The following is a 24917-nucleotide window of genomic DNA, read 5'->3' on the forward strand; positions in this document are numbered from 1 at the left end:
GGCTTTCAATGGTAAAGACAAAAAAAGGAGCCCTAGTGGACTCCTTAATTTTCAACTTGATAGCTTGTTGCTCAGTTATTGGTCACCGGCAGCAGCCTGGGAGTCATTATTCTCGTAAATAAGAATAGGCGCTGACTCACCTTTCACCACAGATTCATCAATAACCACCTTGACCACATTATCCATGGACGGCAGGTCATACATGGTATCCAGCAGTATCGCTTCAACGATGGAGCGCAGACCTCGGGCCCCTGTCTTACGGGACATGGCTTTTTGTGCTATCGCCTTAAGGGCGTCATCGCGAAACTCGAGTTCGACATTTTCCATCTCGAACAAAGTGGCAAACTGCTTGGTGATGGCGTTCTTGGGCTGAGACAGAATCTGCACCAGAGCTGCTTCGTCCAGTTCACCCAAGGTCGCAACCACAGGCAAACGCCCGATAAACTCAGGAATAAGGCCATATTTGACCAAGTCTTCCGGCTCAACCTGCAGCAGAGTATCGGTAATGGTGGCCTTTTCGGCCTGGCCTTTAACCTGGGCGCCGAAGCCTATACCGCTACCCACATGGGAGCGCTGCTCAATCACCTTCTCAAGGCCTGCAAAGGCACCGCCACAGATGAAGAGTATCTTGGAGGTATCAACCTGCAGGAACTCCTGCTGTGGGTGTTTACGGCCACCCTGAGGAGGTACGGCGGCAACAGTACCTTCAATCAGTTTCAGCAGTGCCTGCTGCACCCCTTCACCGGACACATCCCGGGTGATGGAAGGGTTATCTGACTTACGGCTGATTTTGTCAATCTCATCGATATAGACAATACCACGCTGCGCCTTGTCGACATCATAGTCGCACTTCTGCAGCAGCTTCTGAATGATGTTTTCAACGTCTTCCCCCACATAACCGGCTTCGGTCAATGTGGTGGCATCTGCCATGGTGAAAGGCACATTCAGGAACCGCGCCAGGGTCTCTGCCAGCAAGGTTTTACCACTACCGGTTGGACCGATAAGCAGAATATTACTCTTGCCCAGCTCCACACCATCTTTGGGAGTACTGTTTTTCAGGCGTTTGTAGTGGTTATAAACCGCTACAGACAACACCTTCTTGGCCTGCTCCTGGCCGATAACATAATCATCCAGATGAGCACGCAGTTCGTGGGGAGTTGGCAGCTTGTCCTGATCCCGGTTGGGCGAAATCTCTTTTATCTCTTCGCGAATGATGTCATTACACAACTCGACACATTCATCACATACATACACAGATGGCCCGGCGATCAGCTTGCGAACTTCATGCTGGCTTTTTCCGCAGAAAGAGCAATACAGCAATTTGCCGCTATCACCGTTGCCTTTGTTGTCACCCATTACTCTACCTCTTTTGCAGTCTGCTCTACTGCCATACACTTAAGCGTCTTCAATCTGAGCATAGCCCAGCCAAAAGCAAAAATCAGCCTTAACGTTTGGTCAGAACCGAATCCACCAAACCGTATTCCATGGCCTGAGAAGCGCTCATAAAGTTATCTCGGTCGGTATCCCGCTCGATGATTTCCAGCGGTTGACCAGTATGATCGGCCAACATCTGGTTCAGCTTCTGTTTGATCCCCAGTATCTCTTGGGCGTGGATAGCGATATCCGATGCCTGTCCCTGGAAGCCCCCCAAAGGCTGATGGATCATCACCCGCGAGTTAGGCAGACAGTGACGCTTACCCTTGGCACCACCGGCCAACAGGAAGGCGCCCATACTGGCCGCTTGCCCGATACATACAGTGCTGACATCCGGCTTGATAAACTGCATGGTGTCATAAATAGCCATACCAGCAGTGACAGAGCCGCCTGGTGAGTTGATATAAAGAGAGATCTCTTTATCCGGGTTTTCTGATTCCAAAAACAGCAACTGTGCCACGATCAAATTGGCCATGTGTTCTTCAACCTGACCAACCAGGAAGATCACCCGCTCTTTCAACAGACGTGAATAGATATCGTAAGAGCGTTCTCCCTTGGCAGTTTGCTCAACCACCATAGGAACGAGTGCATTAAGTACTGATTCTGGCGCGTTATGCATCATTAACTTTCCCTAAATAAAAAAACGGCCCGCATGAGGGACCTCATACGAGCCATTATAAATGGCGAACAACCAAGCAAGTCAAGCTTAGGTTATGCGCGGCCGGTAGCCTTGTTCATAAATTCTTCAAAAGCGACATCTTTCTTAGTCACTTTGGCTGATTTCAGAACCGCTTCAACGGCTTGCTCTTCCAGAGCCAGGTTGCGCATGTTCTGCATCAACTCTTCGTTGCCGTTGTAGTATTCGATCACTTCTTTTGGATCTTCGTAGGCAGAAGCCATAGAAGCGATCAACGCCTGTACGCGCTCTTCTTCAGCTTTCAGCTCGTTGGACTTGATCACTTCGCCCAGCAGCAGGCCGACTTTAACGCGGCGCTCGGCTTGTTCAGTGAACAGCTCGGCTGGCAGCTCAGGCATGTTGGCACCTTGGCCACCGAAACGCTGCATGGCCTGGCGACGCAGAACGTTAACTTCACCGTCGATCAGCGCTTTTGGCAGTTCGATTTCGTTGGCAGCCAGCAGGCCGTTCAGCACTTGTTCTTTCACATTGGCTTTCAGAGCTTGTTCCAGCTCACGGCTCATGTTCTTACTGATCTCAGCTTTCAGAGCATCGATGCCACCGTCAGTGATACCGAACAACTTGGCGAACTCGTCGTTAACTTCAGGCAGGTTGGCACCCTTGACTTCTTTCACTGTGATAGCGAACTTGGCGGCTTTGCCTTTCAGGTTTTCGGCGTGGTATTCCTCAGGGAAAGTCACGTCGATGTCGAACTCTTCACCGGCTTTGTGGCCTTTAACGCCTTCTTCAAAACCAGGGATCATACGACCGCTGCCCAGTTGCAGTTCGAAGTCTTCGGCCTTGCCGCCTTCAAACTCTTCACCGTCAACACTACCCACAAAGTTGATAACGACTTTGTCACCGTCTTCGGCAGCGCGCTCAACTGCTTCGTAAGTCGCGTGTTGCTTGCGCAGGGTTTCGATCATGTTGTCAACGTCGGCTTGTTGTACTTCGGCAACAGGCTGCTCAACTTCGATACCGTCCAGGCCTTTGATTTCAACTTCTGGATAAATTTCAAAGGTCGCGGTGAACTCAAACTTTTCGGCGTCAGTGGCACCTGGGGTAAAGGTAGGAGCACCGGCAGGGTTCAACTTCTCGGCAATGATGGCCTCAATGAAGTTGCGCTGCATTACTTCACCGGTAATGTCTTGGCGAATCGCTTTGCCATAACGCTTTTCAATCACGCTTGCTGGGACTTTACCTGGACGGAAACCTGGAATACGGGCACGCTTGGCTTCGCGTTGCAGGCTGTCTTTAACCAGTTGTTCGATCTGCTCTGCAGGAACAGAGATGGTCAGGCGACGCTCCAGGCCTTGGGTTGTTTCAACAGAAACTTGCATTGTTTTACCTCGAAATGTGTCTAACGTCCTTTGCAATAGCCGATTGTTTCAACTATTCAGGTATTCGTTTCTTGATCTTTAACTTGACTGAAATGCCCATCAGAAGTGAATTCCGGCACCGGTCGCACATTGTTGATTGTTATCAAGACGCAGCATTATATCGACCGTTCTTAGTGGAGTCGAGCCTCAATGCCACAGAAAAAGGCATAAAAAAAGCGACCTAAGGTCGCTTTTTTTATAAAAGAGTGGGGTGACTGATGGGGCTCGAACCCACGACAACTGGAATCACAATCCAGGGCTCTACCAACTGAGCTACAATCACCACCGAAAATGGTACGCCCGGCAGGATTCGAACCTGCGACCATCCGCTTAGAAGGCGGATGCTCTATCCAACTGAGCTACGGGCGCAGGATCTGCAAATTCAATTTGCATCCTAAGCGGTACTGACAATGCTATCCACACTGCCCTTGAAATCTGGTCGGTGATAGAGGATTCGAACCTCTGACCCTCTGCTCCCAAAGCAGATGCGCTACCAGGCTGCGCTAATCACCGAAAATTTTCTCCAAGCGCGGTTACAACCGGCTTGCCTCGAGAACGGAGCGCATCTTAGCCCCTCACCCAACAAGCGTCAACGATTTTTTTAAGCGCTTTATCTGCTTGGCGAAATTACGTGCTGCTTTGACGAAATTCTGTGTTCTGGAGCAGGTTTGTCCATGACACTCCCAAGCCTCACTGGTAAAATAGCGCCGTTTTCAACATCGCGCCATACAAAGGATATCCTACACCCATGACAGCCCAACTAATAGATGGCAAAGCGATTGCGCAATCCATAAGACAACAGCTAAAGCAAAAAGTCGCTGCACGTCAAGCAGCGGGACAACGTATCCCAGGCTTGGCTGTTATTCTGGTGGGTGCTGATCCTGCCTCTCAGGTTTATGTCGGCAGTAAGCGTAAAGCCTGTGAAGAAGTGGGGTTCATCTCCCGCTCCTATGATCTGCCGGATTCCACCAGTGAAGAAGAACTGCTGGCCCTGATAGATTCACTCAATGAAGATGCCGCCATTGATGGCATTCTGGTGCAGCTGCCGCTGCCGGAACATATTAAAGAATCCAAGGTGATCGAGCGGATCCGTCCCGACAAAGATGTCGACGGTTTCCACCCTTATAATGTCGGCCGTCTGGCTCAACGGATCCCGGTACTGCGCTCCTGCACTCCCATGGGGATCATGACCCTTATCAAGTCTACCGGTATCGATACCTATGGTCTGGATGCGGTTGTGGTTGGCGCCTCCAACATCGTGGGTCGTCCCATGACTCTGGAGCTGCTGCTGGCCGGCTGCACCACCACTACTTGTCACAGATTCACCAAAGATCTCAAGGATAAGGTCAGCCGCGCCGATCTTCTGGTGGTTGCCGTCGGCAAACCCGACTTTATCCCCGGTAGCTGGATCAAACCAGGTGCCATAGTCATAGATGTGGGCATTAACCGTCTCGACAGCGGCCGTTTGGTGGGCGATGTTGACTTTGATCTTGCCTGTGAGCGCGCCAGCCATATCACCCCGGTTCCCGGTGGCGTGGGCCCTATGACCATAGCCAGCTTGCTGGAAAATACCCTGTTTGCCGCGGAGCAATATCACGACTAAGGGTAGATTGAAACCAACCTCAGTTTGGTTTGCAATTTCAAGCGATAAAAAACGCCGGCTTCAACAGCCGGCGTTTTTGTTTCGATTCGATTATTGGCAAAGAAGGATTACTTCTTGCGCCAGCTGGTCCCCTGTGGGCCATCTTCCAGCACCACACCCAGCTCATTCAGCCTGTCACGGGCAACATCAGCTGCCGGCCAATCCTTCTCGGCGCGGGCGCGGTTGCGCTCGGCAATAAGTGCTTCGATTTCAGCTACTTCATCGTCGCTGCCCTCGCCTTTGAAGAAGGCTTCAGGTGTAGAGCTGACAATCCCAAGCACTGCGGCCAGTTGTTTCAGTGACACGCCAAGGGCCGAGGCCGCCGCCATATCCACGCCCTTGAGGCGGTTGATTTCACGCACCATCTCAAACAGCACTGAGTAGGCTTCTGGGGTGTTGAAGTCATCATCCATCGCCGCCTTGAAGCGCTCAACATACTCTTCGGCAGGCGAGGCTGTAACACTCAGGTCAAGGTCTTTGAGCGCAGTGTAAATTCGCTCAAGCGCGGCTCTGGCCTGCTTGAGGTTGTCTTCCGAATAGTTCAGTTGGCTGCGGTAGTGGCCGGACAACAGGAAGTAACGCACGGTTTCGGCATCATAATGCGCCAACACATCGCGAATGGTGAAGAAGTTACCCAGCGACTTGGACATCTTCTCTTTGTCGACCATCACCATGCCGGTATGCATCCAGTAGTTCACATAAGGCGTGTCGTGGGCGCAGCAAGACTGGGCGATTTCATTTTCATGATGCGGGAACTGCAGATCACTGCCGCCGCCATGGATATCGAAATGCAATCCCAGGTGTTTGCTATTCATGGCAGAGCACTCAATGTGCCAACCGGGACGCCCCGGGCCCCAAGGTGAATCCCAGGTAGGTTCGCCAGGCTTGGACATCTTCCACAGCACAAAGTCCATGGGATCGCGCTTGTGCTCGTCCACTTCGACCCGGGCTCCGGCCTGCAACTGCTCCAGGTTCTGCCCGGAAAGCTTGCCGTATTCAGGGAAAGAGGCGACGCTGAATAGCACATCGCCATCATCGGCCACATAGGCATGACCACGGGCGATCAGCGCCTCGACCATTTCGATAATCTCGCCAATATGCAGAGTCGCCCTTGGCTCCATATCGGGGCGCAGCATGTTCAGGGCATCAAAGTCTTGGTGCATCTGGCCGATGAGACGCTCAGTGAGACTATCGCAGCTCTCGCCATTTTCATTGGCGCGCTTGATGATTTTGTCATCCACGTCTGTGATGTTGCGCAGGAAGTTAACCTGGTAACCCGCGTAACGCAGGTAGCGCACTATCATGTCAAAGGAAACAAAGGTCCGGCCATGACCGATATGACACAAGTCGTATATGGTGACACCACACACATACATACCCACTTTACCTGGGTTAATCGGTTTAAATTCCTCTTTTTGGCGGCTCAGACTGTTGTATATCTTCAACATCGACTTTCTCTTCAACAATATAGGATTAGTGGGTAAAACGAATCTGGCAGTTTAGCATTGCCAAAAGCTCTTGAATACTGCCCTTTATAGCCGGAGTCGGATAAGTTAGAATCCGCCAACAAAATTTATCCTGAGGATCCGATCATGATTACACTGCACACCAACCACGGCGACATCAAACTGGCGCTGGATAGTGAAAAAGCCCCTCTGACTGCGGCCAACTTTATTAAGTACGCCCAGGAAGGCTTCTATGACGGTACTATCTTCCACCGCGTTATCGATGGCTTTATGGTTCAGGGTGGCGGCTTTACCGAGCAGATGTCACAGAAACCTACCAATGCCCCAGTGCGTAACGAAGCCAACAACGGCCTGTCAAACAAGACAGGTACCATAGCCATGGCCCGCACTTCCGATCCTCATTCCGCTACAGCGCAGTTCTTTATCAACGTCAACGACAACACCTTCCTGGATTTCAAAAACGAATCCATCCAAGGCTGGGGTTACTGTGTATTCGGTGAAGTGGTTGAAGGTATGGACGTGGTCAATGCCATCAAAGGCGTGAGCACGGGCAACCACGGCATGCATCAGGATGTGCCCTTGGAAGCCGTGATCATCGAGAAAGTGACCATAGCAGACTGATAACTTCTGAATGCGCACTCTCTTTATCGGCGATCTGCACCTCAGTGCCGATCGCCAAGATATCCTCAACGCCTTCTATCAATTTCTCGATACCGGTCTTGAACAGGTTGATGCTCTCTATATCTTGGGGGATCTGTTTGAGGTTTGGGTCAGTGATGATTTGGCCGAGCCCTTTGCTCTGGCGCTGGCCGAGCGTCTCTATGAAGTCAGCCGCACCCTGCCGGTGTACTTTATCCACGGCAACCGCGACTTTATGCTGGGGAAAGAATACGCCGCCAAAGCGGGGATAACCTTACTGCCCGAGGTGTATCGACTCGATCTCTATGGCCACAAGACAGTGCTGCTGCATGGCGACAGCCTCTGCACTCTGGACAAGGCCTACCAGCGTTTTCGGCGTTTTCGCAATATGGCTTTGCCCCGCTGGATATACCGCCATCTGCCGAAAAAGACCCGCAGCAATATTGCCGCCAAACTCAGGCAAAACAGCCAGATGCAGAATCAGCTGAAAAGCATTGAGATAATGGATGTTGAGCCGAGCGCGGTGGATGAACTGTTTGCCGGTACTGGCGCCGAGTTGATGATCCACGGTCACACCCATAGACCGGATATCCATCAATTAGCGGGTAATAAGCAGCGCTTGGTGGTAGGAGACTGGTATGAACAGGGAAGTGTCTTGAGCATCAGTGCCGACAACATAGAACTGACCAGCCTGCCTTTCATAGAATAAAGCCAGTAGACTCGGTTTTTATCTGTTTGGCTTGAGTCGGCTCGCATTGAACCTAGCCAGCCCTGATAACCTATAAAACCCTTCCAATCCAGCAGTTGCCGACCCTGTCGGCATCTTTATCTATGTAGGCGCAATATCGAGTAGTTTAAAGCGGCGCCCCGCTGTGAAACCTGAATTCATCATCCGGCGCTAGAATAAGCTCGGCTTCCACCTCGGCAAAATAAGCCACTCTGGCGCTGATATCCTCGCCGGCAATCGCCTCGGCCAATGAAAGATAATCCTGATAGTGGCGCGCTTCAGAACGCAGCAGTGAAATATAGAAACGTTTAAGCTCATCATCGAGCCAAGGCGCCAGCTTGGCGAAACGTTCACAGGAGCGGGCCTCGATAAAGGCGCCCACTATGAGTTTATCTATCAGAGTCGCAGGTTCATGGGTGCGAACGTGTTTCATCATCCCCTTGGCATAACGGCCGGCGCGGATGTTGCTGTATGGGATATTGCGCGCCAACATCAGTTCCAGCACCTGTTCAAAGTGGTGGAACTCCTCTTTGATAAGGCGGATCATCTTGGCGATAAGTTCAGGGCCATGGGGGAACCCCGCCCTGGGCGTCAACTCACCAATCAACTCGTTCTTCTTCACCTCTCTGGCCAGAAATGCCGCCATATCCCTGTCGTTGTGATAAACAAACTCTTCGTAAGGCTTGGCCCAGGTTAGCAACTGCTCGCCACTTTGCTTGTCCACCGCATACTTGCGGACCAAATACATCGCCGTCTGCGCCGCCTTAAGCTCACAATTACAGTGATCTATCAGCAATTCGGCCAGTCTATGCTCCTCTTTGGCAGCTGCTATCCAGCTGTCAGGGGTTTCACATTTGAGAAAACATTTAATCGGCTGTAATAATTCGTCCAACGTTACCAATCTCTACAACACGTTTATCCAAGCTCAAAATTCTACCATAGTGAATTTCTGGATACCCCTACTCTGTTTCCAATAACTTTGCACTTCATGAAGACCGCAAACTATGAAATAACTATGCTCAAGAACTAAGAACTCCTGACCATTTCCCGAGATTAGTACCAATCTCTTGGCTAAAGTGATGCTCAAACCTAGTTACTGAATTGTAGAAAACTTGTGAACAACCTGATTCGCCTTCAAGCCAACAAAAGTCACAAATACTAAGAAGAGCTTTGCTCCAACTCAAAATTTTGTGGAAAATAAGGGGTTATCTATGACCTTTACTCCGAACCTATTGTTTTAAGAAAAACTGTTACCAAAGAAAACCAAACTACAGTTCCTAAAACGATGCGGAGTATATGTACCTTCTTTAACTGAAACAAGAAACGTCAAAATGGAAATATTAGAGAATTTACTGCGAAGTTTTAACACGGATGTTGTCAACAACTGTATTTTGGTCGCTATGGGAGCGATATTTGGACTTGGACTTTGGCACACCAAGCAAGCCAGGCAAGTTAAGTTCGTAAACTATGTGCCAACATTGCTCACCACTTTGGGTATTTTTGGTACCTTTCTAGGTATTGTGCTGGGCCTGCTAGATTTTAACCAGAACAACATTGAAGCCAGTATTCCACCACTGCTGGAAGGTTTGAAAACCGCTTTTATTACCAGTCTGGCGGGTATTTTCTCATCCCTGATTTTCAAAACCTTATCAACCTTCGACCTCCTCAAGCCCAAAAAGATTGAAGAAAGCAGCTCTCATGCCACGCCAGAGGCGATTCTCGGTACGATGCAAGCTCAGGTTGCTGAAATTAAAACACTCAGACAATCTATGGTAGGCAACGAAGAGTCGACTTTATTTGGTCAACTGAAAATCTTGCGAGGTGATATTAATGACAACGCCAAGCTGTCGTTGAATAACGCCAAAGAGCAAGCAGACAAGCAACAACAGCACTTTGATGAGTTTTCTGAAAAGCTGTGGCTGAAGCTTCAGGATTTCGCCGACACCTTGTCGAAATCCGCGACAGAACAGGTTATCGAAGCGCTGAAGCAGGTCATTGTTGATTTCAATAATAATCTGACCGAACAGTTTGGTGAAAATTTCAAGCAGCTCAATGAAGCCGTCCACAAACTGGTTGAATGGCAGGAGAACTACAAGCTTCAGCTAGAGCAAATGCAGCAGCAATATGCTCATGGTGTCGAGTCTATTTCAGCCACTGAAGCATCTGTTGCCCATATCAGTGAGCAAAGCAAAATCATCCCTGAATCCATGAATGACTTAAAAACCGTCATGGAGGTCAATCAACACCAATTAGCTGAGCTTGAACGTCATCTGGAAGCCTTTAAAGATATGCGTGATAAAGCCGTAGAAGCAGTACCGCAAATCCAGCAACAGGTGCAAGATACAGTTAATGATATTTCTGCCGCTGTCTCTACTGCCAGTGAGCACTATAAGCAGTTGCTCACTGAGTCCGATGCATATATCAAGGCCCATGTAAATACATCCAATGAACTATTGGAGAAGTTTGCCAATGAGACAGAAACAGGTATCACCAAGGTAAGAGACCGTCTGGTAGAGAGCTCCGAGCGGATTAACAATGAAATTGAAATAGCAGCAAACATTTTCTCTGACAACTCAAACAGGACAAATGAGCAACTATTGAATAATTCTGAAAGTATGCAAGAACATTCGGAAGTGATAAAACAGCACTTGAAAGATGCGGTAAGCGATCTCAACAGTGTGATGCGCGACATGATTGAGAAGATGGTCAGTGACGCTAAAGAAATGACTTCAACCATTAAAGAAGCTAATCACAACCTGGCAAGCGATACCGAGCAGGTACGTGATACCGTGATTAAATCCACCGAAAAGCTTCAGCAGCGCCTCAATGAGGTGATTGATGAAGCAGCAACCCAGCAAATCAATCAGGCAAAACGTACCTTTGATGCAATAGAAGACCAGGTTAAGCAACAAGTAGGCTTTACCGCTGAAGCTGTTGATTCTCAGCTTAAACTGATTGATTCCGCCATGCAGCAGGAAATCAATCGGGTGATGAATGAAATGGGACAGGCACTTGCCCAAGTCAGCGGCAAGTTTGTCGAGGATTACATCAAACTAACTCAGGCCATGAATGAGATTGTGAGCAAACGGGTTGCATAATGGAAAAGCTATTTGGAACCAGTAAGGACTCTCAGGAAAGCGGCGAGCACTGGTTAACAGTCTCAGATCTGATGGCTGGACTGATGATGGTGTTTCTGTTTATTGCTATTGTCTTTATGATGATTACTCAGCAAGAAAACAACAAAATCAAGGATGTTGCAGTCGCATATCAACAAAATCAGGTCGCCATCTATGAAGCTCTACAGCAAGAGTTCAAAGATGACCTTGATAAGTGGGGTGCAACTATTGATCAAGAAACACTGGCATTCAATTTTCAATCACCTGATGTGCTGTTTGCTAACAACGAAACACGCCTAAGCACCGCGTACAAAGATATTTTGGATGATTTTTTTCCACGTTATATCAATGTATTAAAACCATACCGTGATTCTTTGGATGAAATCCGCATCGAGGGACACACATCCAGTGTAGGTTTGCGTGGTTCTACAGAAGCAGAAGCCTATTTCTACAATATGCGCCTGTCTCAGGGACGTACACGTGCTGTGCTCGAATACGGTTATGCACTCATGCCTGAAGAAACTGATTGGATTAAGGCCAACATTGCGGCTGTAGGGTTTTCATCATCTAGGCTGGTAATGAAAGATGGTGTTGAAGATGCAGCTAAATCCCGCCGAGTATCTTTTAGAGCTATCACCAATGCTGATATTCAAATCAAGCGTATTCTGGAGAACAACTAAGTGAAACTAACAGTCGATCTCAGTGCGCTTCACAGAGCAGTCGCACCTCTTGGAAAAGTTATCACCAACTTTTCCATCCAGAGTAACTCCAGTGGATGGGTTGATATTGGTGATCACTTAAAAAGCGGGATGATCCTGGGTAAAGACATTCAGCTCGCTGATATCGACGGAACCAGTGGTATTCTCAATTACAATGGTCATCAGGTAATGCTCTACATCCCTGATCAGGGAACCTACATAACGCAGGTCTTGGCGGACGGGAAGCAAAAAGGTGCCAAACGAGTACATGTAGCTGAGTGTAAGACCATCATAAGTATGCGAGAACGTGGAAGGTTTAACGACAGATATGATGTTATCAACAGGATTGATGGACTATTCCCCGTGTTTGGTATCGACTTCCACTCTCAGCGGGAAATAAAGGGAGATGCCGATCTAGCCGTTTGTCAAAACTGTTTAAGTCTCCTTAACCATAAGGACTTCCCCAATCTTAGTTGGGGTGATAAAACCAAGTTTGTGAATGAGTTTTCGTATGCAAAATTCTTCGAAACCTACAGTTCATATTTTAAGTTCTTACCCAAATCGACTGTTGGTTTCCAATCAGGTGGCTATACATCCGACTGGCCCGGTATTTCAGCAAAACTGAGAAGTGAACTAGACTATACTTGTGAACAATGTGGGGTAAATCTGACTGGTAACACCAAGCTCTTACATGTACACCACATTAATGGCAATAAAACAGACAACTGCCGGGAAAACCTAAGGGCGCTCTGTGCAGACTGTCATAAAAAACAACCTCACCATGGTCACCTCTACGTCAGCAACGAAGACACCCTGAAAATAAACGAATACCGTCGTGAGCAGCAGAAGTTCGACGTATTCAACTACGACAATGTACTTGAATGTGCAGATACAGCCTTGGAAGGCTTGGTCAGCAAATGCCAATCAACAAGATTGACGGTTCCTGACCTGGGGATTGTGATAAACAACGGTGGTAAAATGATTTCCATTGATCTGTGTTGGCCTAGACGTAAAGTCGCCGTATTAATCAATATGGCTTCAGCAGCAGATCTGAAACAACTTGGATGGAACGTGTTTTCGGCTTTTGAAGCTTTGAATAACTTCTATGAGTTTCAGGTAAAAGTAAGGTAACTCTTTTACAGGGGCGAGTAACTGCTGCATTGAGGTCAAGCTTCCACAAGAGTTTTCAAGGCCGCCAAGTCTACCAGCAAGCCAATGCTATGCCCACAGCCTCTCGGAGTACAAACTTGACGGCCCGCTGTTTTTGTTCAATAAATAAACGCAGAGCGGTAAAACGCTCGTCTGCAGTTTGACGAGCAAAAGTCAAAGCGGAATAAGGATAATTATAATGGTATTGAATCACTTAATGGGGTTGTATACTCATCCCAAACAGGAATGGCAAACCATAGAACAAAACCATGAGGCACTTAAAAGCTGTCTCAGTCACCTGCTACTCATTGCGCTCATCCCTTCTGTCTGTAGTTATATCGCCGCCGTGCATATCGGCTGGAACCCAGGTGCCGGCGAACCCTTGTTTCTAACAGCCCAAAGCGGCTTCATCATGTGCGCCGGCATGTATTGCGGCCTGGTATTCGGTGTGTTCGCCCTCGCCTACCTGGCCTACTGGATGGGACAAACTTTTGATGCCCATCCGGACTTTACCCAGTGCCTGGAACTGGCGTCTTATACTGCCACCCCACTGTTTATGGTGGGACTGGCGGCGCTCTATCCAGAGCTTTGGTTTATTATGGTGATAGGACTGATAGGCCTTAGCTACTCTGTATACCTGCTGTATACCGGGGTCCCTATCATAATGAATATTCCCGAGGAAAAAGGCTTTATCTATGCCAGCTCTGTGGTGACTGCAGGTTTGGTGCTCCTGGTCGCTCTGATGGCCAGCAGCGTGATCCTCTGGAGCATGGGACTCGGCCCAATACTGCAATAATAAAAGCAGTCATCAAAACACCAGAGACGAAAAAGGCGCTCCTTGAGCGCCTTTCTTACGTCCAATTCAGCCCTAGCCATATAGCATCCCCCAACGGAACCCAGGATGTGTTGGGTAAGCAGGAGATATCCGTCATGCAGAACTGCTAAGAAGCCTTACATCTGCTCTGTACAGACTTACAGGCCAAGCCCTAGTTCAGTAATTCCTTTGCAAGCGCGTCATGGCCCAAACGGTCAAATAATGTGACCAACTCAGTTAAATCTATGCTGCTGTTCCTTAGGTCTTCAAAAGCTTGAGCAAATGCTTGCTTGAACTTTTGATCCTCAAGGTAAGCTTCAATAAACTTCGCCCAAAAATCTTCCGAATTGATAATGCCGGAGTTAAATCGTTCAACGTAAAAGTGTTTAGCCGCATTGGGTGCATTAATGAAGCAATCCAAATACGCCCATCCATAATCACTGCCCGTCGTTAAGTTCACATCCACATTGAGCTTGTTTATAAACCATGAAATTATTTCGGTTTGATCGGAGTTTTCATGATAACAGGAAGTGACACTGGCATTAACCAAGTAGCCAAAGGCAAGATTAAGCTCTTCGTTGGATACTTGAATATTGGCAATCAAAAACTCAATGGTATCACGACAAATAAAGTTACAGCTCACCTGTAAAACATAACCCCAAGGTATGTCTGCCTTCATATCGAGCATTAATTTGAATAGTTCAACCCTGCCGGGGATTTGGCACATATGATAGAGAGCATCTTCATCGTCGAACTCATAGGATATTCCTTTGTCGAGCGACTTTAAGAAGTTGAGGCACTGGATGGCCGTAGGGGTGATATCAACACCGGCACTCTCGACAACAGCATTAAAAATTAGCTGCTCCATAGGTTCGGTATCTTTAAAATGATTGTAAATTATTTCGACTAGATCAAACCTGTTACTCTCAATTATCGAGGTCAATACCCTAAAGTCCAGATCGTTCCTGATTGATTCTATGTCACCATTATTTATTGCTTCTTCGACTTCATGTGCTTGTTGAATCAACATTTAGATACCTTATATACATCCAAGTTGTTAACGCTTAAATAATCCCTATCACTTCAGCATCTGTTGAAGAATGATTGTGTCTTTACTGATATCAATCGAGAGCAGCTTAACCAGTTATTCAAGGGAAGGTGCGAACGAGTCCCACGGGTGCTCTATATCGGCTCACTGGCCTGGAAACGGTTTAAAGCGCAGAGGGAAATAAGCGGGCTTGTGAAGCCGACGGCTGACTAAGCTTGCGAAAAACAAGTCTAGTCAGCCACAGCTTTACAGAATGGTACTGACTTAAGCGAATGAATCTCTTAATGCCACGGTGCGGTTAAATACCAGCTTATCTGGGCTTGAGTCCTTGCTGTCGGCACAGAAGTAACCTTCACGCTCAAACTGATAGGCCTTCTCGGCCTCCGCTTGCACCAGACCAGCCTCAACCAGACCATGCTTAACCACCAAAGATTCCGGGTTCAGCACTTCGTCCACAGTTTCTGCCGCGGCCGGATTGGCATCGACAAACAGGCGATCATAGAGACGGAACTCGGCAGGCACAGCGCTGCTGGCTTCGACCCAGTGGATCACGCCCTTGACTTTGCGGCCATCGGCAGGGTTTTTACCCAGAGTCTCTGGGTCATAACTGCAGTAAATGGTGGTGACCTTACCGTCTGCGTCCTTGTCACAACGCTCGGCTTTGATCACATAGGCATTGCGCAGACGCACCTCTTTGCCCATCACCAGACGCTTGTAGTGCTTGTTGGCTTCTTCACGGAAGTCGGCCGCATCGATATAAAGCTCACGGCCAAAGGCCAGCTCACGATTACCCAGCTCTTCCTTATTGGGATGCACTGGCGCACTGACATGCTCCAACTGCCCTTCAGGATAGTTCTCAATGATCACCTTAACCGGCTCGATAACCGCCATGGCTCTCGGGGCATTGTCGTTGAGCTCTTCCCGGATACAGGCTTCGAGCATACCCACTTCCACCAGGTTATCCTGCTTGGTCACACCAATGCGATCACAGAACTCACGGATGGAGGCCGGGGTGTAACCGCGGCGGCGCAAACCGGCGATAGTCGGCATGCGGGGATCATCCCAGCCATTGACCAACTGACGTACCACCAGCTCGTTGAGCTTACGCTTGGACATCAGGGTATATTCCAGATTCAGGCGTGAAAACTCATACTGACGGGTACGGTTGGGGATCTTGAAATCATCAAGATTATCCAACACCCAGTCATAGAGGCGACGGTTATCCTGGAACTCCAACGTACAAAGGCTGTGAGTGATATTTTCCAGTGCATCAGAGATACAGTGGGTAAAGTCGTACATGGGATAGATGCACCACTTATCACCCGTCTGATGGTGATGAGCGAACTTGATCCGATAGATCACCGGGTCGCGCATACACATGAAAGGTGATGCCATGTCTATCTTGGCCCGCAGTGAACACTCGCCTTCTTTAAATTCACCGGCGCGCATCTTTTCAAACAGCGCCAGGTTTTCTTCAACGCCGGTATCACGATAAGGGCTGTTCTTGCCCGGCTCTTTCAAAGTGCCGCGGTACTCGCGCATCTGCTCGCCATTGAGAAAACACACATAAGCCAGACCTTTTTTGATCAGCTCAACGGCATAACCATAGAGGCTATCAAAGTAGTCTGACGAGTAGTGAATATCACCGGCCCACTGGAAGCCCAGCCATTGCACGTCCGCTTTAATGGAATTTACATAGTCAATGTTTTCTTTTTCCGGGTTGGTGTCATCAAAGCGCAGGTTGCACTGGCCCTGATAGTCCCTGGCAATACCGAAATTCAAGCAGATAGACTTGGCGTGACCTATGTGCAGGAAGCCATTAGGCTCTGGTGGGAAACGGGTGTGCACATTGGTGTGCTTACCGCTCGCCAAATCTTCATCTATGATATTGCGAATGAAGTTACTTGGACGTACTTCGGTGTCCACATGACTCATGAAATTCCTCTTTGCGAACAATGGCTGTCTAACGAAAAGAGGCATGATCCTACAGATCATGCCCGGTTACAATCCTTCTAGAATAAAAACTGCGGCGCACTTCGTCAAACCCGGCGCCGTGATCAAAAAAGCAGCCAAGATGGCTGCTTTTTATCTGCGACCTTACTCAGTCACTATCTTTATACCCGGAATGATCTCCTGGGTCTTGCGGCCTTTACGCTTCAGCCACATATAGAAACCTATCAGGGCGAGGACAAAGAAGCTTATCCATGCGCTGGACTGCAATGGATGCTCGGCAAAAGTCGCACCTTGGTAGACCACAGTGGCACTGCCGTAAGCCAGTGCAAAGGTCCAGGTCGCGGCAAAGGTAGCCCAGCGACTGCCAAATTCATTCACCAGTGCACCCATGGCGGCCACACAAGGCGTGTAGAGCAGAATAAACAGCAGATAGGAGAAGGCAGCCAATTGTCCGCTGAACCCTGCCTGCAGTGCACCGAATGTGGACTGATCAACCCCCTGCTCTTCGGCAGCCAGCGTCTTATCCTCAACATGGCCCACAGACAGCTTGAGCGGATCTTCCATCACTATGCCGAACAGGTTGGCCGGAATCGTCGCCAGCGCCTCGGAGAAGCTGTCCATCAATGGAGTAAGCTCGCCATCACCGCCATCAGCTGTGCTATACAGGCTATTGAGCGTACCCACTACCGCTTCTTTGGCGAAGATACCCGTAACTATCCCAACAGTAGCCGGCCAGTTGTCTTCCTCTATCCCCATGGGCGAGAACACCGGAGTGATCTTCTGACTGGCGACACTGAGCAAAGACTCCTGACTGTCTTCATGGCCGAAGCTGCCGTCAACGCCTATGGCATTGATAAAGTTGAGCAGAGTCACTACAACCACAATTGTCTTGCCGGCACCGAGAATGAAGCTCTTGGTACGCTTACCTGTACGAGAAGCCACCGCTTTGAGCTTGGGCAGTTCATAGCTTGGCAGCTCCATCACTACGGCACTGCTGTTACCGGGCAGCAAGGTCTTGCGCAGCAGCAGGCCTGTGCCTATCGCAGCCAAAATACCGATAAGGTAGAGACCGAACACCAGATTCTGACCTGAATCAGGGAAAAAGGCCGCCGCAAACAAGGCGTATACCGGCAATCTGGCACCGCAGGACATAAAGGGCGCCATCATACCCGTGACAATACGTTCACGCTCACTGCCCAGTGTGCGGGTCGCCATGATGGCAGGCACAGAGCAGCCAAAACCGACAATCATGGGTACGAAGGCCTTGCCGGGCAAGCCGATACGGCGCATCAGGCCGTCAACCACAAAGGCGGCACGGGCCATATAGCCAGAGCCTTCCAGCACAGATAAAGCCAAAAACAGCGCCGCGATAACCGGAATAAAGGTCGATACCGTCTGAATACCCTGACCTATACCACCGGCCAGCAGAGTCACCAACCAGGCAGGAGCTCCTATATTGGTCAGCAAAGCCCCGAAATGATCGACAAACAGCGCGCCGGCACTGATATCGAAGAAGTCGATAAAGGCACTGCCCACGTTGATGGCAAACATGAACATCAGGTACATCACCAGCAAAAATACCGGAATACCCAACACAGGATGCAATACCAACTTATCGAGCCTGTCACTCAAGGTCAGCTGGCCGTCGGCATTGACCGACCCCTTATAAACACGCTCAACAAAGTCAAAACGTGTGGTGGCCACCATGATCTCTATGTCTTTGCCTTCCAGTGCCAGTTTATCCGTCACCCTGGAGACTTGTTCATCGAGCAAATTGTTCTGGCAAGAACCACAGCCCAAGCCATTGGCCAACATGGCCAGCGCCCGGCCCCGGCTTAATTGACTGTCGCTGCCCATAATGGCTGTGACACCGGTTTCAATGGTGGCGTCATATTGCAGCATCAAAGGCGACTCTGAAACCCGCCCTTCCAGCAGCTCTATCACCTGTTCCTTGACCCGCTCGACGTCTTTGGCTTCTCTTGAAGTCACGCCTATTACGGGGCAACCCAGCTCTCGACTCATGGCTTGGGTATCGACCCGAATGCCGCGCTTGACCGCCGCATCCATTTTGTTGAGCACCACAACCATGGGAATACCCAGCTCACGCAGTTGCACTGTCAGATACAGGTGACGTTCGATATTGGTGGCATCCACCAGGTTGATAATGCCATCTACTTTCTGGTTGGCCAGATACTGCTGGGCAATCTGCTCATCCAACGAGCAATCACAGTTGCTACCGGCGGGAAGAAGATCGTAAATGCCGGGTAAATCGGTTAGAAAGACATCATCGCCATTAAGCGAAAAGTGGCCGGTCTTCTTCTCGACTGTCACCCCGGACCAGTTACCTACCTGTTGATTGGCACCTGTCAGGGCGTTGAACAATGTCGACTTACCGGCATTGGGATTACCGACAGTGACACAATGGAACTGCTTAGTCATTGGCCTTTTCCACCTCTATAATCTGTGCCAGATCCTGACGCATGCACAACTTGCTGCCGCGAATGTCCAATTCCAACCCGGATCCCATGGGAGCACGGCGGATCAAAGAAAAACAGGTATTGGGGGTGATCCCCATGGACAGGAGCTTGCGTTTGACCACTGCAGGCAGATCCAGATGGCCAACTTCGGAAATCATGGCGCGATCACCGGGTTTCAATTCACTTAACTTCATTGCCTCTACCACTGAAAACAGCATGCAAGCATGCGGGTAATGATTCGATTCTACCTGAAACAGTCAAATAAGAACTTTATCTGGATCAAGCTTTTCAACTGGTAACGATAATAGTTTTCAATTGTGTTGGCTATTATGGGACAAAAGCTAGCTGGAATAAACCGTTTAACTGCAAATAAAAGTAACTGAACCGCGGCTTTTTCTGCGGCGGATCCCAAATTCGAACAAAGACACACCATACCCAAAACGAGGCATGGATCACACTTTGTTGTTTTCTTTTTTAAATCAGCCTTCTTTACCCATAAGCATCATCAAAAAGTTATCGCTTTGTCACTTTTTTGCTCTATTCTTTAACATTAGCAATTCGGTAAATTACTGATGCATGCCTAATAACTATAAATCGGCAATGAACGCGCTCAGGATGGAATGATGAAAATGGATAACTCGAGTAAACCAAGCCTTTGGGGGTTGGGTTGCGCTCTCCCCTTATTGTTATTGTTGGCCTTCCCGGCCAAAGCTACCCCGTGGGACAACCAGGATCCGGCCGAAGTTGAAGCCACACTGGACAAGAAATTTGCCGAAGGCAAATACTCCCCCAAGGGTGCTGACAGCTGCCTGATGTGTCACAAAAAGAACCAGAAGGTAATGGCGCTTTTTGATGGTGTCCACGGCAATCCCAACCTCTCTCAATCTCCTATGGCCGATCTGCAATGCGAAGCCTGCCACGGCCCGATGGGGAAACACAACCGCGGCGGCAAGGAACCGATGATCACCTTTGGTGCCGACTCGCCGGTCCCGGCTGACAAGCAAAACAGCGTCTGCCTCAGTTGCCACCAGGATGAACAGCGTCTGGGCTGGAGTGCCAGCCACCACGACACGGCCGGAGTTGCCTGTGCCAGTTGTCACCAGGTGCATACAGGCCAGGATCCCATCCAGAGCCGTGAAACCGAAGTCGCCGTTTGCAGCAGCTGTCACTCAGAGCAACGTGCCGACATTCACAAACGTTCCGCGCACCCGATACGCACAGAGCAGATGGTCTGCAGCGACTGCCACAATCCTCACGGCAGTCTGGGGGACGCCAGCCTGAAGCAGATGACGGTCAACGAAAACTGTTACAGCTGCCACGCCGAAAAGCGCGGGCCCAAGCTGTGGGAACACGCCCCGGTTACAGACAACTGCGCCAGCTGTCACAACCCTCATGGCAGCGTCAACGAAGCTATGCTGTTGGCCAAACCGCCTCAGTTGTGTCAGCAATGCCATGCTTCCGACGGCCATGCAGCCAGAGCCTACTTCCCGGCCAATGAGCAAACCGGCTTGATGCCCAACGCCTATAACGCCGGCAACTCCTGTCTGAACTGCCACACCCAGGTGCATGGTTCCAACCATCCATCCGGCAAACTCTTGCAGCGATAAGGAGCTGAGTATGGTTATCGAGAAACAGACACAGATGAAACTATCACTGCTGGCGCTCACCATAGCCTGTGCACTGCAGCCGGCCTGGGCTGGTGGCTATTCGCTGCAACAGGCCAATCGCGCCGAGCTCAAGCAAGACAAGTGGAGTTGCGGCCAGTGCAAGTTGCCACAGGAAAGCCGCGGCACGCTCGAAGCCGGTGTGGCCTACAATGATGGCGACAATGCGGTGTTTGCCAACAGTAGTGGCACAGATGCCGATGGCGCCACGGGGCACCTTGGCGGCGATGTCGTCTTTTATGGTGAACAGGGTTACCGTACCCACATTGAAGCCGACAAACTGGGCTATGACACCGGCAGCGCCAGCCTGAGTACCGGAAGACCCGGCCAATTTGATATCCGTCTGGGTTATCGTGCCTTGGCCAACTTCGGCCCGGACAATGGCATGAGCCCCTATATCAATCAGGACAACAGACTGATGTTGCCGGACAACTGGCAAGCGGCCGCCCTCACCTCGCAAATGCCGGGGCTTGATGACAGCCTGACAAGCCAGCGACTGGAAATGAAGCGGGATCGCTTCACCCTGGATGCCCATTACCTGGGCAGCTTTTATAAGGCGGGGCTCAATTACCGTCACGAGCAACGTGATGGCACCCGCCAAACCAACGGCAACTTTCTTACCAACTCCATGGCATTGGCCACCCGGGTGGATGACAGTACTGACGAGCTGGAAGCCAAACTCTATTTCAAAGGAAAGGGCTGGCTGGCCGGCTTCAATTCGACCCTGAGCCAATACAGTAACGACTATCAGGCACTCTATTGGGAAAACGCCTTCTTTCCCACATTCGGCGCCGCCTATAATGGTCAACTCGCCGACAATCCGGACAACAAGGCGCTGAGAGTCGGTGCCGATCTGCAGTTATCCGAGGCCGGACATCAAATATTGATGCACACGGCATTCACCCGCATGACTCAGGATCAGGCGCTGTTACCGGCCACCATCAATGGTCCTTCACCCCAGTTGCCCGCAACCGATGGCGACATGCAGGTCGATGTGCTGGAACTCAAACTCAAGTATGCCGCTCGCCTCAGCAGAGGCTTGTCGGTTCGCGCCGGCTATGACTATCGCGACCGGGAAAACAAGACACAATTTAAAGAATGGCCACAGGTGAGCAGTGACAGCTGGCACCAGGGCAGTGCGACGCCCGCGGCCTATGACCACACCCGCCAAAGAGCCGATATCGCCTTCAACTACCGCTTTACCCGCGCCCTGTCTCTTGACGCAGGTTACGAGTATGAACACCACAGCTATAGCGATCTGGCGCGCGAATCCCTGTTCCAATCCAGCGTGTTTGCCAAGCTGAACCTGCGTGCCAGCCGCGACTGGCAGTTGTGGTTCAAAGGTGAACTCAGTGAGCGCAGTGGCGGCAGTTATCAGGCATCCGAGCTGAGCCAAAGTCCCAATAATCCCTGGATGCGTCAGTATTGGTTGGCAGATCGCAAGCAAACCCTGTTGCGACTGCAAAACGATTACCGCTTCAGCGATGCCCTGTCGTTCAGCTTGGCGCTGAATCACAAGCAGCAAGACTATGATGAGACGCTTATCGGCCTGGATGAAGTCAGCAGTTGGGGCTATGGCCTCAGTGGCAACTATCAATTCTCAGCCCAGTTTGGCCTCAATGCCTGGCTCAATCAGGACTGGCAGGATACAGATCAAACCGGCTCAGCTTCTTTCGGCCCCAGCGGTTGGTACAGCCGTGCCAGCGACAGCAGCACTGTCGCCGGCTTCGGCATCTACTATAACGAGTTGCTGGATAAACAACTGGATCTGGGCTTCGACTGGCAATACTCAAAAGGCGAAAGCGACACAGATGTCAGCCAGGGGCTCACTCTGAATTACGGCGACTATTATTCACGCCGTCATACCTTCAACGCCTTTGCCAAGTATCACTTCAGCGACAAGATGGCATTGAGGCTGGATTGGTTGTTTGAACACTATCAGGACAGTGACTGGCTCAATCAGGGATTAACCCCGGATAGCATCCCCAACGTACTCAGCTTTGGAGATCTTGGCCAGGACTATAACGCCCACTATCTGGGGCTGACACTGAGTTACTCCCTATAAGAGCAAGAGGCGAAGAGCGATGTCAAAGGAATACACCCCAAAAACTCCCCTGTTTTACCTAGGCGCGCCCCTGCTGACCGCCATGTTGGCTCTCTCAGGTTGCGGAGGTGACGATGGCAACCCGGGAACCCCAGGCGAACCGGGCGGCGAGCCGGCGATGAATATCAGTAAGCTCAATATTGAGGTCAAGGAAACGGCTCTCGAAGAGGGCATTACCCGGGTAGATTACCGGGTCACCAATCAGGATGACGAGCCGGTAGTCGGTATCCCCTCAGGGCGCTTCATTGCCGCACAGTTGTTGCCGGAAGGCACCAGTGGGGCCGGGAACAGCAGTGAATGGCAGTATTTCACCGCCGAGACCTGCTCCAGCAGCTGCCCTGGCACCTATGTTGACCATAAAAATGGCAACTACTCCTACAGTTTCAGTGCCCCTTTCGACGGGATGAATGAAATAGCTGAAATCGCCGGCGCCACTCACAGAGTAGTGATCAAACTCGGTGGTGATACCTTGGCCGATGGCACCGCATTGCCGGTAACCAATGACCATTACGACTGGCAGCCCCCAGGTGGTGCTCCGGCCTACAGCCGCAACATTGTCTCCATCGACACCTGTAACAGCTGTCACAATGACCTGGCGTTTCACGGCGGTAACTATAACCAGGTGGAAACCTGTGTTACCTGCCACAATGCCACTCGGGTCAGCAATCCGGAAAACATCTTCCCGCAAATGATCCATGCCAAACATCTGGCCGGATTCCCCAAACCCTTGTCCGACTGTCAGACCTGTCATAAAGAGGATGAAACCCTCAGCGAACAGCACAACTGGTTCCGGGTGCCAACCATGGAGTCCTGTGGCAGTTGTCATAACAATATCGACTTCATCAAAGGCGAAGGTCATCCGGCGCAAGCGGATAACAGCAATTGTGTCGCTTGCCACAATCCGGATTGGACCCGCGAAGTACATGCCAATCAGGAGAACATGGCGGCCCTAGATCAATTCAAGGCCGAGGTCACCAACGCCAGTGTCAGCGGCAGCAGTTTGAGCTTCTCGCTCAAGCTGAGTAACCCGCAGACAGGTGCAGCCTATAACGACAGCGCCGACAAGCAGGTGTTTGTCAACGATCTCAGGGTCTACGCCAACTGGGGCACCAGCTTTGATTACGCCACCCGCTCTGCCCGCTCAATTAGGGTGCATGAAGTGGTACCACTGTCCGGCAGTGATGGTATCTATCAGTATCAGTTGGATGGACTGACCATTCCCGCCGGCAGTGAAGCCGATGCAGGTACCCTGGCGATTCAGGGCCGAGTCTGTGCCAGCCAAGGCATGCTGGTCGACTGCAGTGACAGCGCCGCCAGTGTGTTGGTTATCAAGTCGAGCCATCAGTCATTCAACATGGCCGGCCTCACCACGGCCGGACGGCGCCAGGTGGTCAGCAACGAAACCTGCGGCAGTTGCCATGGCGATCAACAGTTGAACTTCCACGGCTCTCGCAACGATTTGGCCGGCCAGTGTCAACTGTGCCACAACCCCAATATGCAGGCCGATGCCACTGCTGCCAATCCATCAGCGAGCAGCGCCGACTTCAAGCAGTTGATCCATGCGCTGCACTCGGCCAATTTTGAAGGGTTCGAGACGCTGCAATTCCCGGGGAACATAGGCAACTGTGCTCACTGCCACAGCAAAGATGAAAATGACGTGCTGAGTATGGCACTGCCACTCAGCCCGGCGGTGCAACCCTTGAGTCTGGATGATGGCAGCTTCACCAGCCCCACGGCGGCAGTCTGCAGTAACTGCCACCAGAGCGATAGTGCCCGCAACCATATGACGCAACAGGGAGCCGTGTTCCAAGGCACTGAAGCCGATGCCAAGGCAGGAACGGAAAGCTGCGCCACCTGTCATGGTCAGGGCGGCATGGCCGATGTCACCAAGGTGCATCCTATCGCCCAGTAACAACAATAAGCCGCCCTTT

General features: G+C 50.5%; 19 protein-coding genes and 3 tRNA genes. 10 read left to right on the forward strand and 12 right to left on the reverse strand.

Going from position 1 to position 24917, the window contains the following annotated elements; translation table 11 throughout:
- Nucleotides 1-75: 75 nt before the first annotated feature.
- The 6 genes from clpX to ACF8D4_RS16795 all read right to left on the reverse strand — a co-directional run bounded on the left by clpX (nt 76) and on the right by ACF8D4_RS16795 (nt 4002).
- Nucleotides 76-1356: an ATP-dependent protease ATP-binding subunit ClpX gene (gene clpX / locus ACF8D4_RS16770; RefSeq protein ID WP_025010705.1), complete on the reverse strand. Its 1281-nt coding sequence runs from the start codon at nt 1354-1356 to the stop codon at nt 76-78.
- A gap of 88 nt (nt 1357-1444) precedes the next feature.
- Nucleotides 1445-2053 carry an ATP-dependent Clp endopeptidase proteolytic subunit ClpP gene (gene clpP, locus ACF8D4_RS16775; protein ID WP_025010706.1) on the reverse strand — a complete coding sequence of 203 codons (609 nt, stop codon included), beginning with the start codon at nt 2051-2053 and terminating at the stop codon, nt 1445-1447.
- A 92-nt stretch (nt 2054-2145) separates the two neighbouring features.
- Entirely contained in the window at nt 2146-3450 is a 1305-nt protein-coding gene (tig, locus tag ACF8D4_RS16780) for a trigger factor (RefSeq protein WP_025010707.1), read from the reverse strand.
- 246 nt (nt 3451-3696) lie between these two features.
- Nucleotides 3697-3772: transfer RNA gene (locus ACF8D4_RS16785), tRNA-His, on the reverse strand.
- A 9-nt stretch (nt 3773-3781) separates the two neighbouring features.
- Nucleotides 3782-3858 (reverse strand) — tRNA-Arg (locus tag ACF8D4_RS16790).
- 67 nt (nt 3859-3925) lie between these two features.
- Nucleotides 3926-4002 (reverse strand) — tRNA-Pro (locus ACF8D4_RS16795).
- A 235-nt stretch (nt 4003-4237) separates the two neighbouring features.
- Between ACF8D4_RS16795 and folD the strand changes: the two genes are divergently transcribed.
- The gene (gene folD / locus ACF8D4_RS16800; RefSeq protein ID WP_144217272.1) at nt 4238-5092 is read left to right on the forward strand and encodes a bifunctional methylenetetrahydrofolate dehydrogenase/methenyltetrahydrofolate cyclohydrolase FolD; all 855 of its coding nucleotides are present in this window, start codon (nt 4238-4240) and stop codon (nt 5090-5092) included.
- Between the two features lie 107 nt (nt 5093-5199).
- Here folD and cysS read toward each other — a convergent pair whose 3' ends face one another.
- Entirely contained in the window at nt 5200-6579 is a 1380-nt protein-coding gene (cysS, locus tag ACF8D4_RS16805; protein WP_208167457.1) for a cysteine--tRNA ligase, read from the reverse strand.
- 144 nt (nt 6580-6723) lie between these two features.
- On the opposite strand from cysS, the gene ACF8D4_RS16810 reads away from it, so the two are divergent.
- Nucleotides 6724-7218: a peptidylprolyl isomerase gene (locus tag ACF8D4_RS16810; RefSeq protein ID WP_025010708.1), complete on the forward strand. Its 495-nt coding sequence runs from the start codon at nt 6724-6726 to the stop codon at nt 7216-7218.
- A 10-nt stretch (nt 7219-7228) separates the two neighbouring features.
- A complete protein-coding gene (locus tag ACF8D4_RS16815; protein WP_345852408.1) occupies nt 7229-7945 on the forward strand; it encodes a UDP-2,3-diacylglucosamine diphosphatase in 717 nt (238 codons plus the stop codon).
- A gap of 145 nt (nt 7946-8090) precedes the next feature.
- On the opposite strand, the gene miaE is transcribed toward ACF8D4_RS16815, so the two are convergent.
- Nucleotides 8091-8855, reverse strand: a complete 765-nt coding sequence (miaE, locus tag ACF8D4_RS16820; RefSeq protein ID WP_144190894.1) for a tRNA isopentenyl-2-thiomethyl-A-37 hydroxylase MiaE — start codon at nt 8853-8855, stop codon at nt 8091-8093.
- Nucleotides 8856-9294: 439 nt separating this feature from the next.
- On the opposite strand from miaE, the gene ACF8D4_RS16825 reads away from it, so the two are divergent.
- The 4 genes from ACF8D4_RS16825 (at nt 9295) to ACF8D4_RS16840 (ending at nt 13722) form a co-directional block, all read left to right on the forward strand.
- A complete protein-coding gene (locus ACF8D4_RS16825) occupies nt 9295-11061 on the forward strand; it encodes a MotA/TolQ/ExbB proton channel family protein (protein WP_144190895.1) in 1767 nt (588 codons plus the stop codon).
- A complete protein-coding gene (locus ACF8D4_RS16830) occupies nt 11061-11759 on the forward strand; it encodes an OmpA family protein (protein ID WP_129979577.1) in 699 nt (232 codons plus the stop codon). The genes ACF8D4_RS16825 and ACF8D4_RS16830 overlap by 1 nt, the downstream gene beginning before the upstream one ends.
- Entirely contained in the window at nt 11760-12908 is a 1149-nt protein-coding gene (locus tag ACF8D4_RS16835) for an HNH endonuclease (RefSeq protein WP_129979576.1), read from the forward strand.
- A gap of 217 nt (nt 12909-13125) precedes the next feature.
- Nucleotides 13126-13722 carry a Yip1 family protein gene (locus ACF8D4_RS16840; RefSeq protein WP_101059139.1) on the forward strand — a complete coding sequence of 199 codons (597 nt, stop codon included), beginning with the start codon at nt 13126-13128 and terminating at the stop codon, nt 13720-13722.
- 190 nt (nt 13723-13912) lie between these two features.
- On the opposite strand, the gene ACF8D4_RS16845 is transcribed toward ACF8D4_RS16840, so the two are convergent.
- The 4 genes from ACF8D4_RS16845 to ACF8D4_RS16860 form a co-directional block, all read right to left on the reverse strand.
- Entirely contained in the window at nt 13913-14770 is an 858-nt protein-coding gene (locus ACF8D4_RS16845) for a hypothetical protein (RefSeq protein WP_054744737.1), read from the reverse strand.
- A 282-nt stretch (nt 14771-15052) separates the two neighbouring features.
- The gene (glnS, locus tag ACF8D4_RS16850; RefSeq protein ID WP_044734232.1) at nt 15053-16723 is read right to left on the reverse strand and encodes a glutamine--tRNA ligase; all 1671 of its coding nucleotides are present in this window, start codon (nt 16721-16723) and stop codon (nt 15053-15055) included.
- Between the two features lie 162 nt (nt 16724-16885).
- Nucleotides 16886-19180: a Fe(2+) transporter permease subunit FeoB gene (feoB, locus tag ACF8D4_RS16855; RefSeq protein WP_044734231.1), complete on the reverse strand. Its 2295-nt coding sequence runs from the start codon at nt 19178-19180 to the stop codon at nt 16886-16888.
- On the reverse strand, nt 19173-19412 hold the full coding sequence (locus ACF8D4_RS16860; protein ID WP_025010714.1) for a FeoA family protein: 240 nt from the start codon (nt 19410-19412) through the stop codon (nt 19173-19175). Before ACF8D4_RS16860 ends, feoB begins: the two co-directional genes overlap by 8 nt.
- A gap of 429 nt (nt 19413-19841) precedes the next feature.
- On the opposite strand from ACF8D4_RS16860, the gene ACF8D4_RS16865 reads away from it, so the two are divergent.
- The 3 genes from ACF8D4_RS16865 to ACF8D4_RS16875 are packed head-to-tail and all read left to right on the forward strand — an operon-like array spanning nt 19842 to nt 24898.
- Nucleotides 19842-20825: a DmsE family decaheme c-type cytochrome gene (locus ACF8D4_RS16865; protein WP_045282415.1), complete on the forward strand. Its 984-nt coding sequence runs from the start codon at nt 19842-19844 to the stop codon at nt 20823-20825.
- A 10-nt stretch (nt 20826-20835) separates the two neighbouring features.
- A complete protein-coding gene (locus ACF8D4_RS16870) occupies nt 20836-22947 on the forward strand; it encodes an MtrB/PioB family decaheme-associated outer membrane protein (RefSeq protein ID WP_145838820.1) in 2112 nt (703 codons plus the stop codon).
- Nucleotides 22948-22966: 19 nt separating this feature from the next.
- Nucleotides 22967-24898, forward strand: a complete 1932-nt coding sequence (locus ACF8D4_RS16875; RefSeq protein ID WP_392465427.1) for an OmcA/MtrC family decaheme c-type cytochrome — start codon at nt 22967-22969, stop codon at nt 24896-24898.
- The last annotated feature ends 19 nt before the right edge of the window (nt 24899-24917 follow it).

This window comes from Shewanella sp. YQ_9 (assembly GCF_043103185.1).
GTDB classification, from domain to species: domain Bacteria; phylum Pseudomonadota; class Gammaproteobacteria; order Enterobacterales; family Shewanellaceae; genus Shewanella; species Shewanella algae.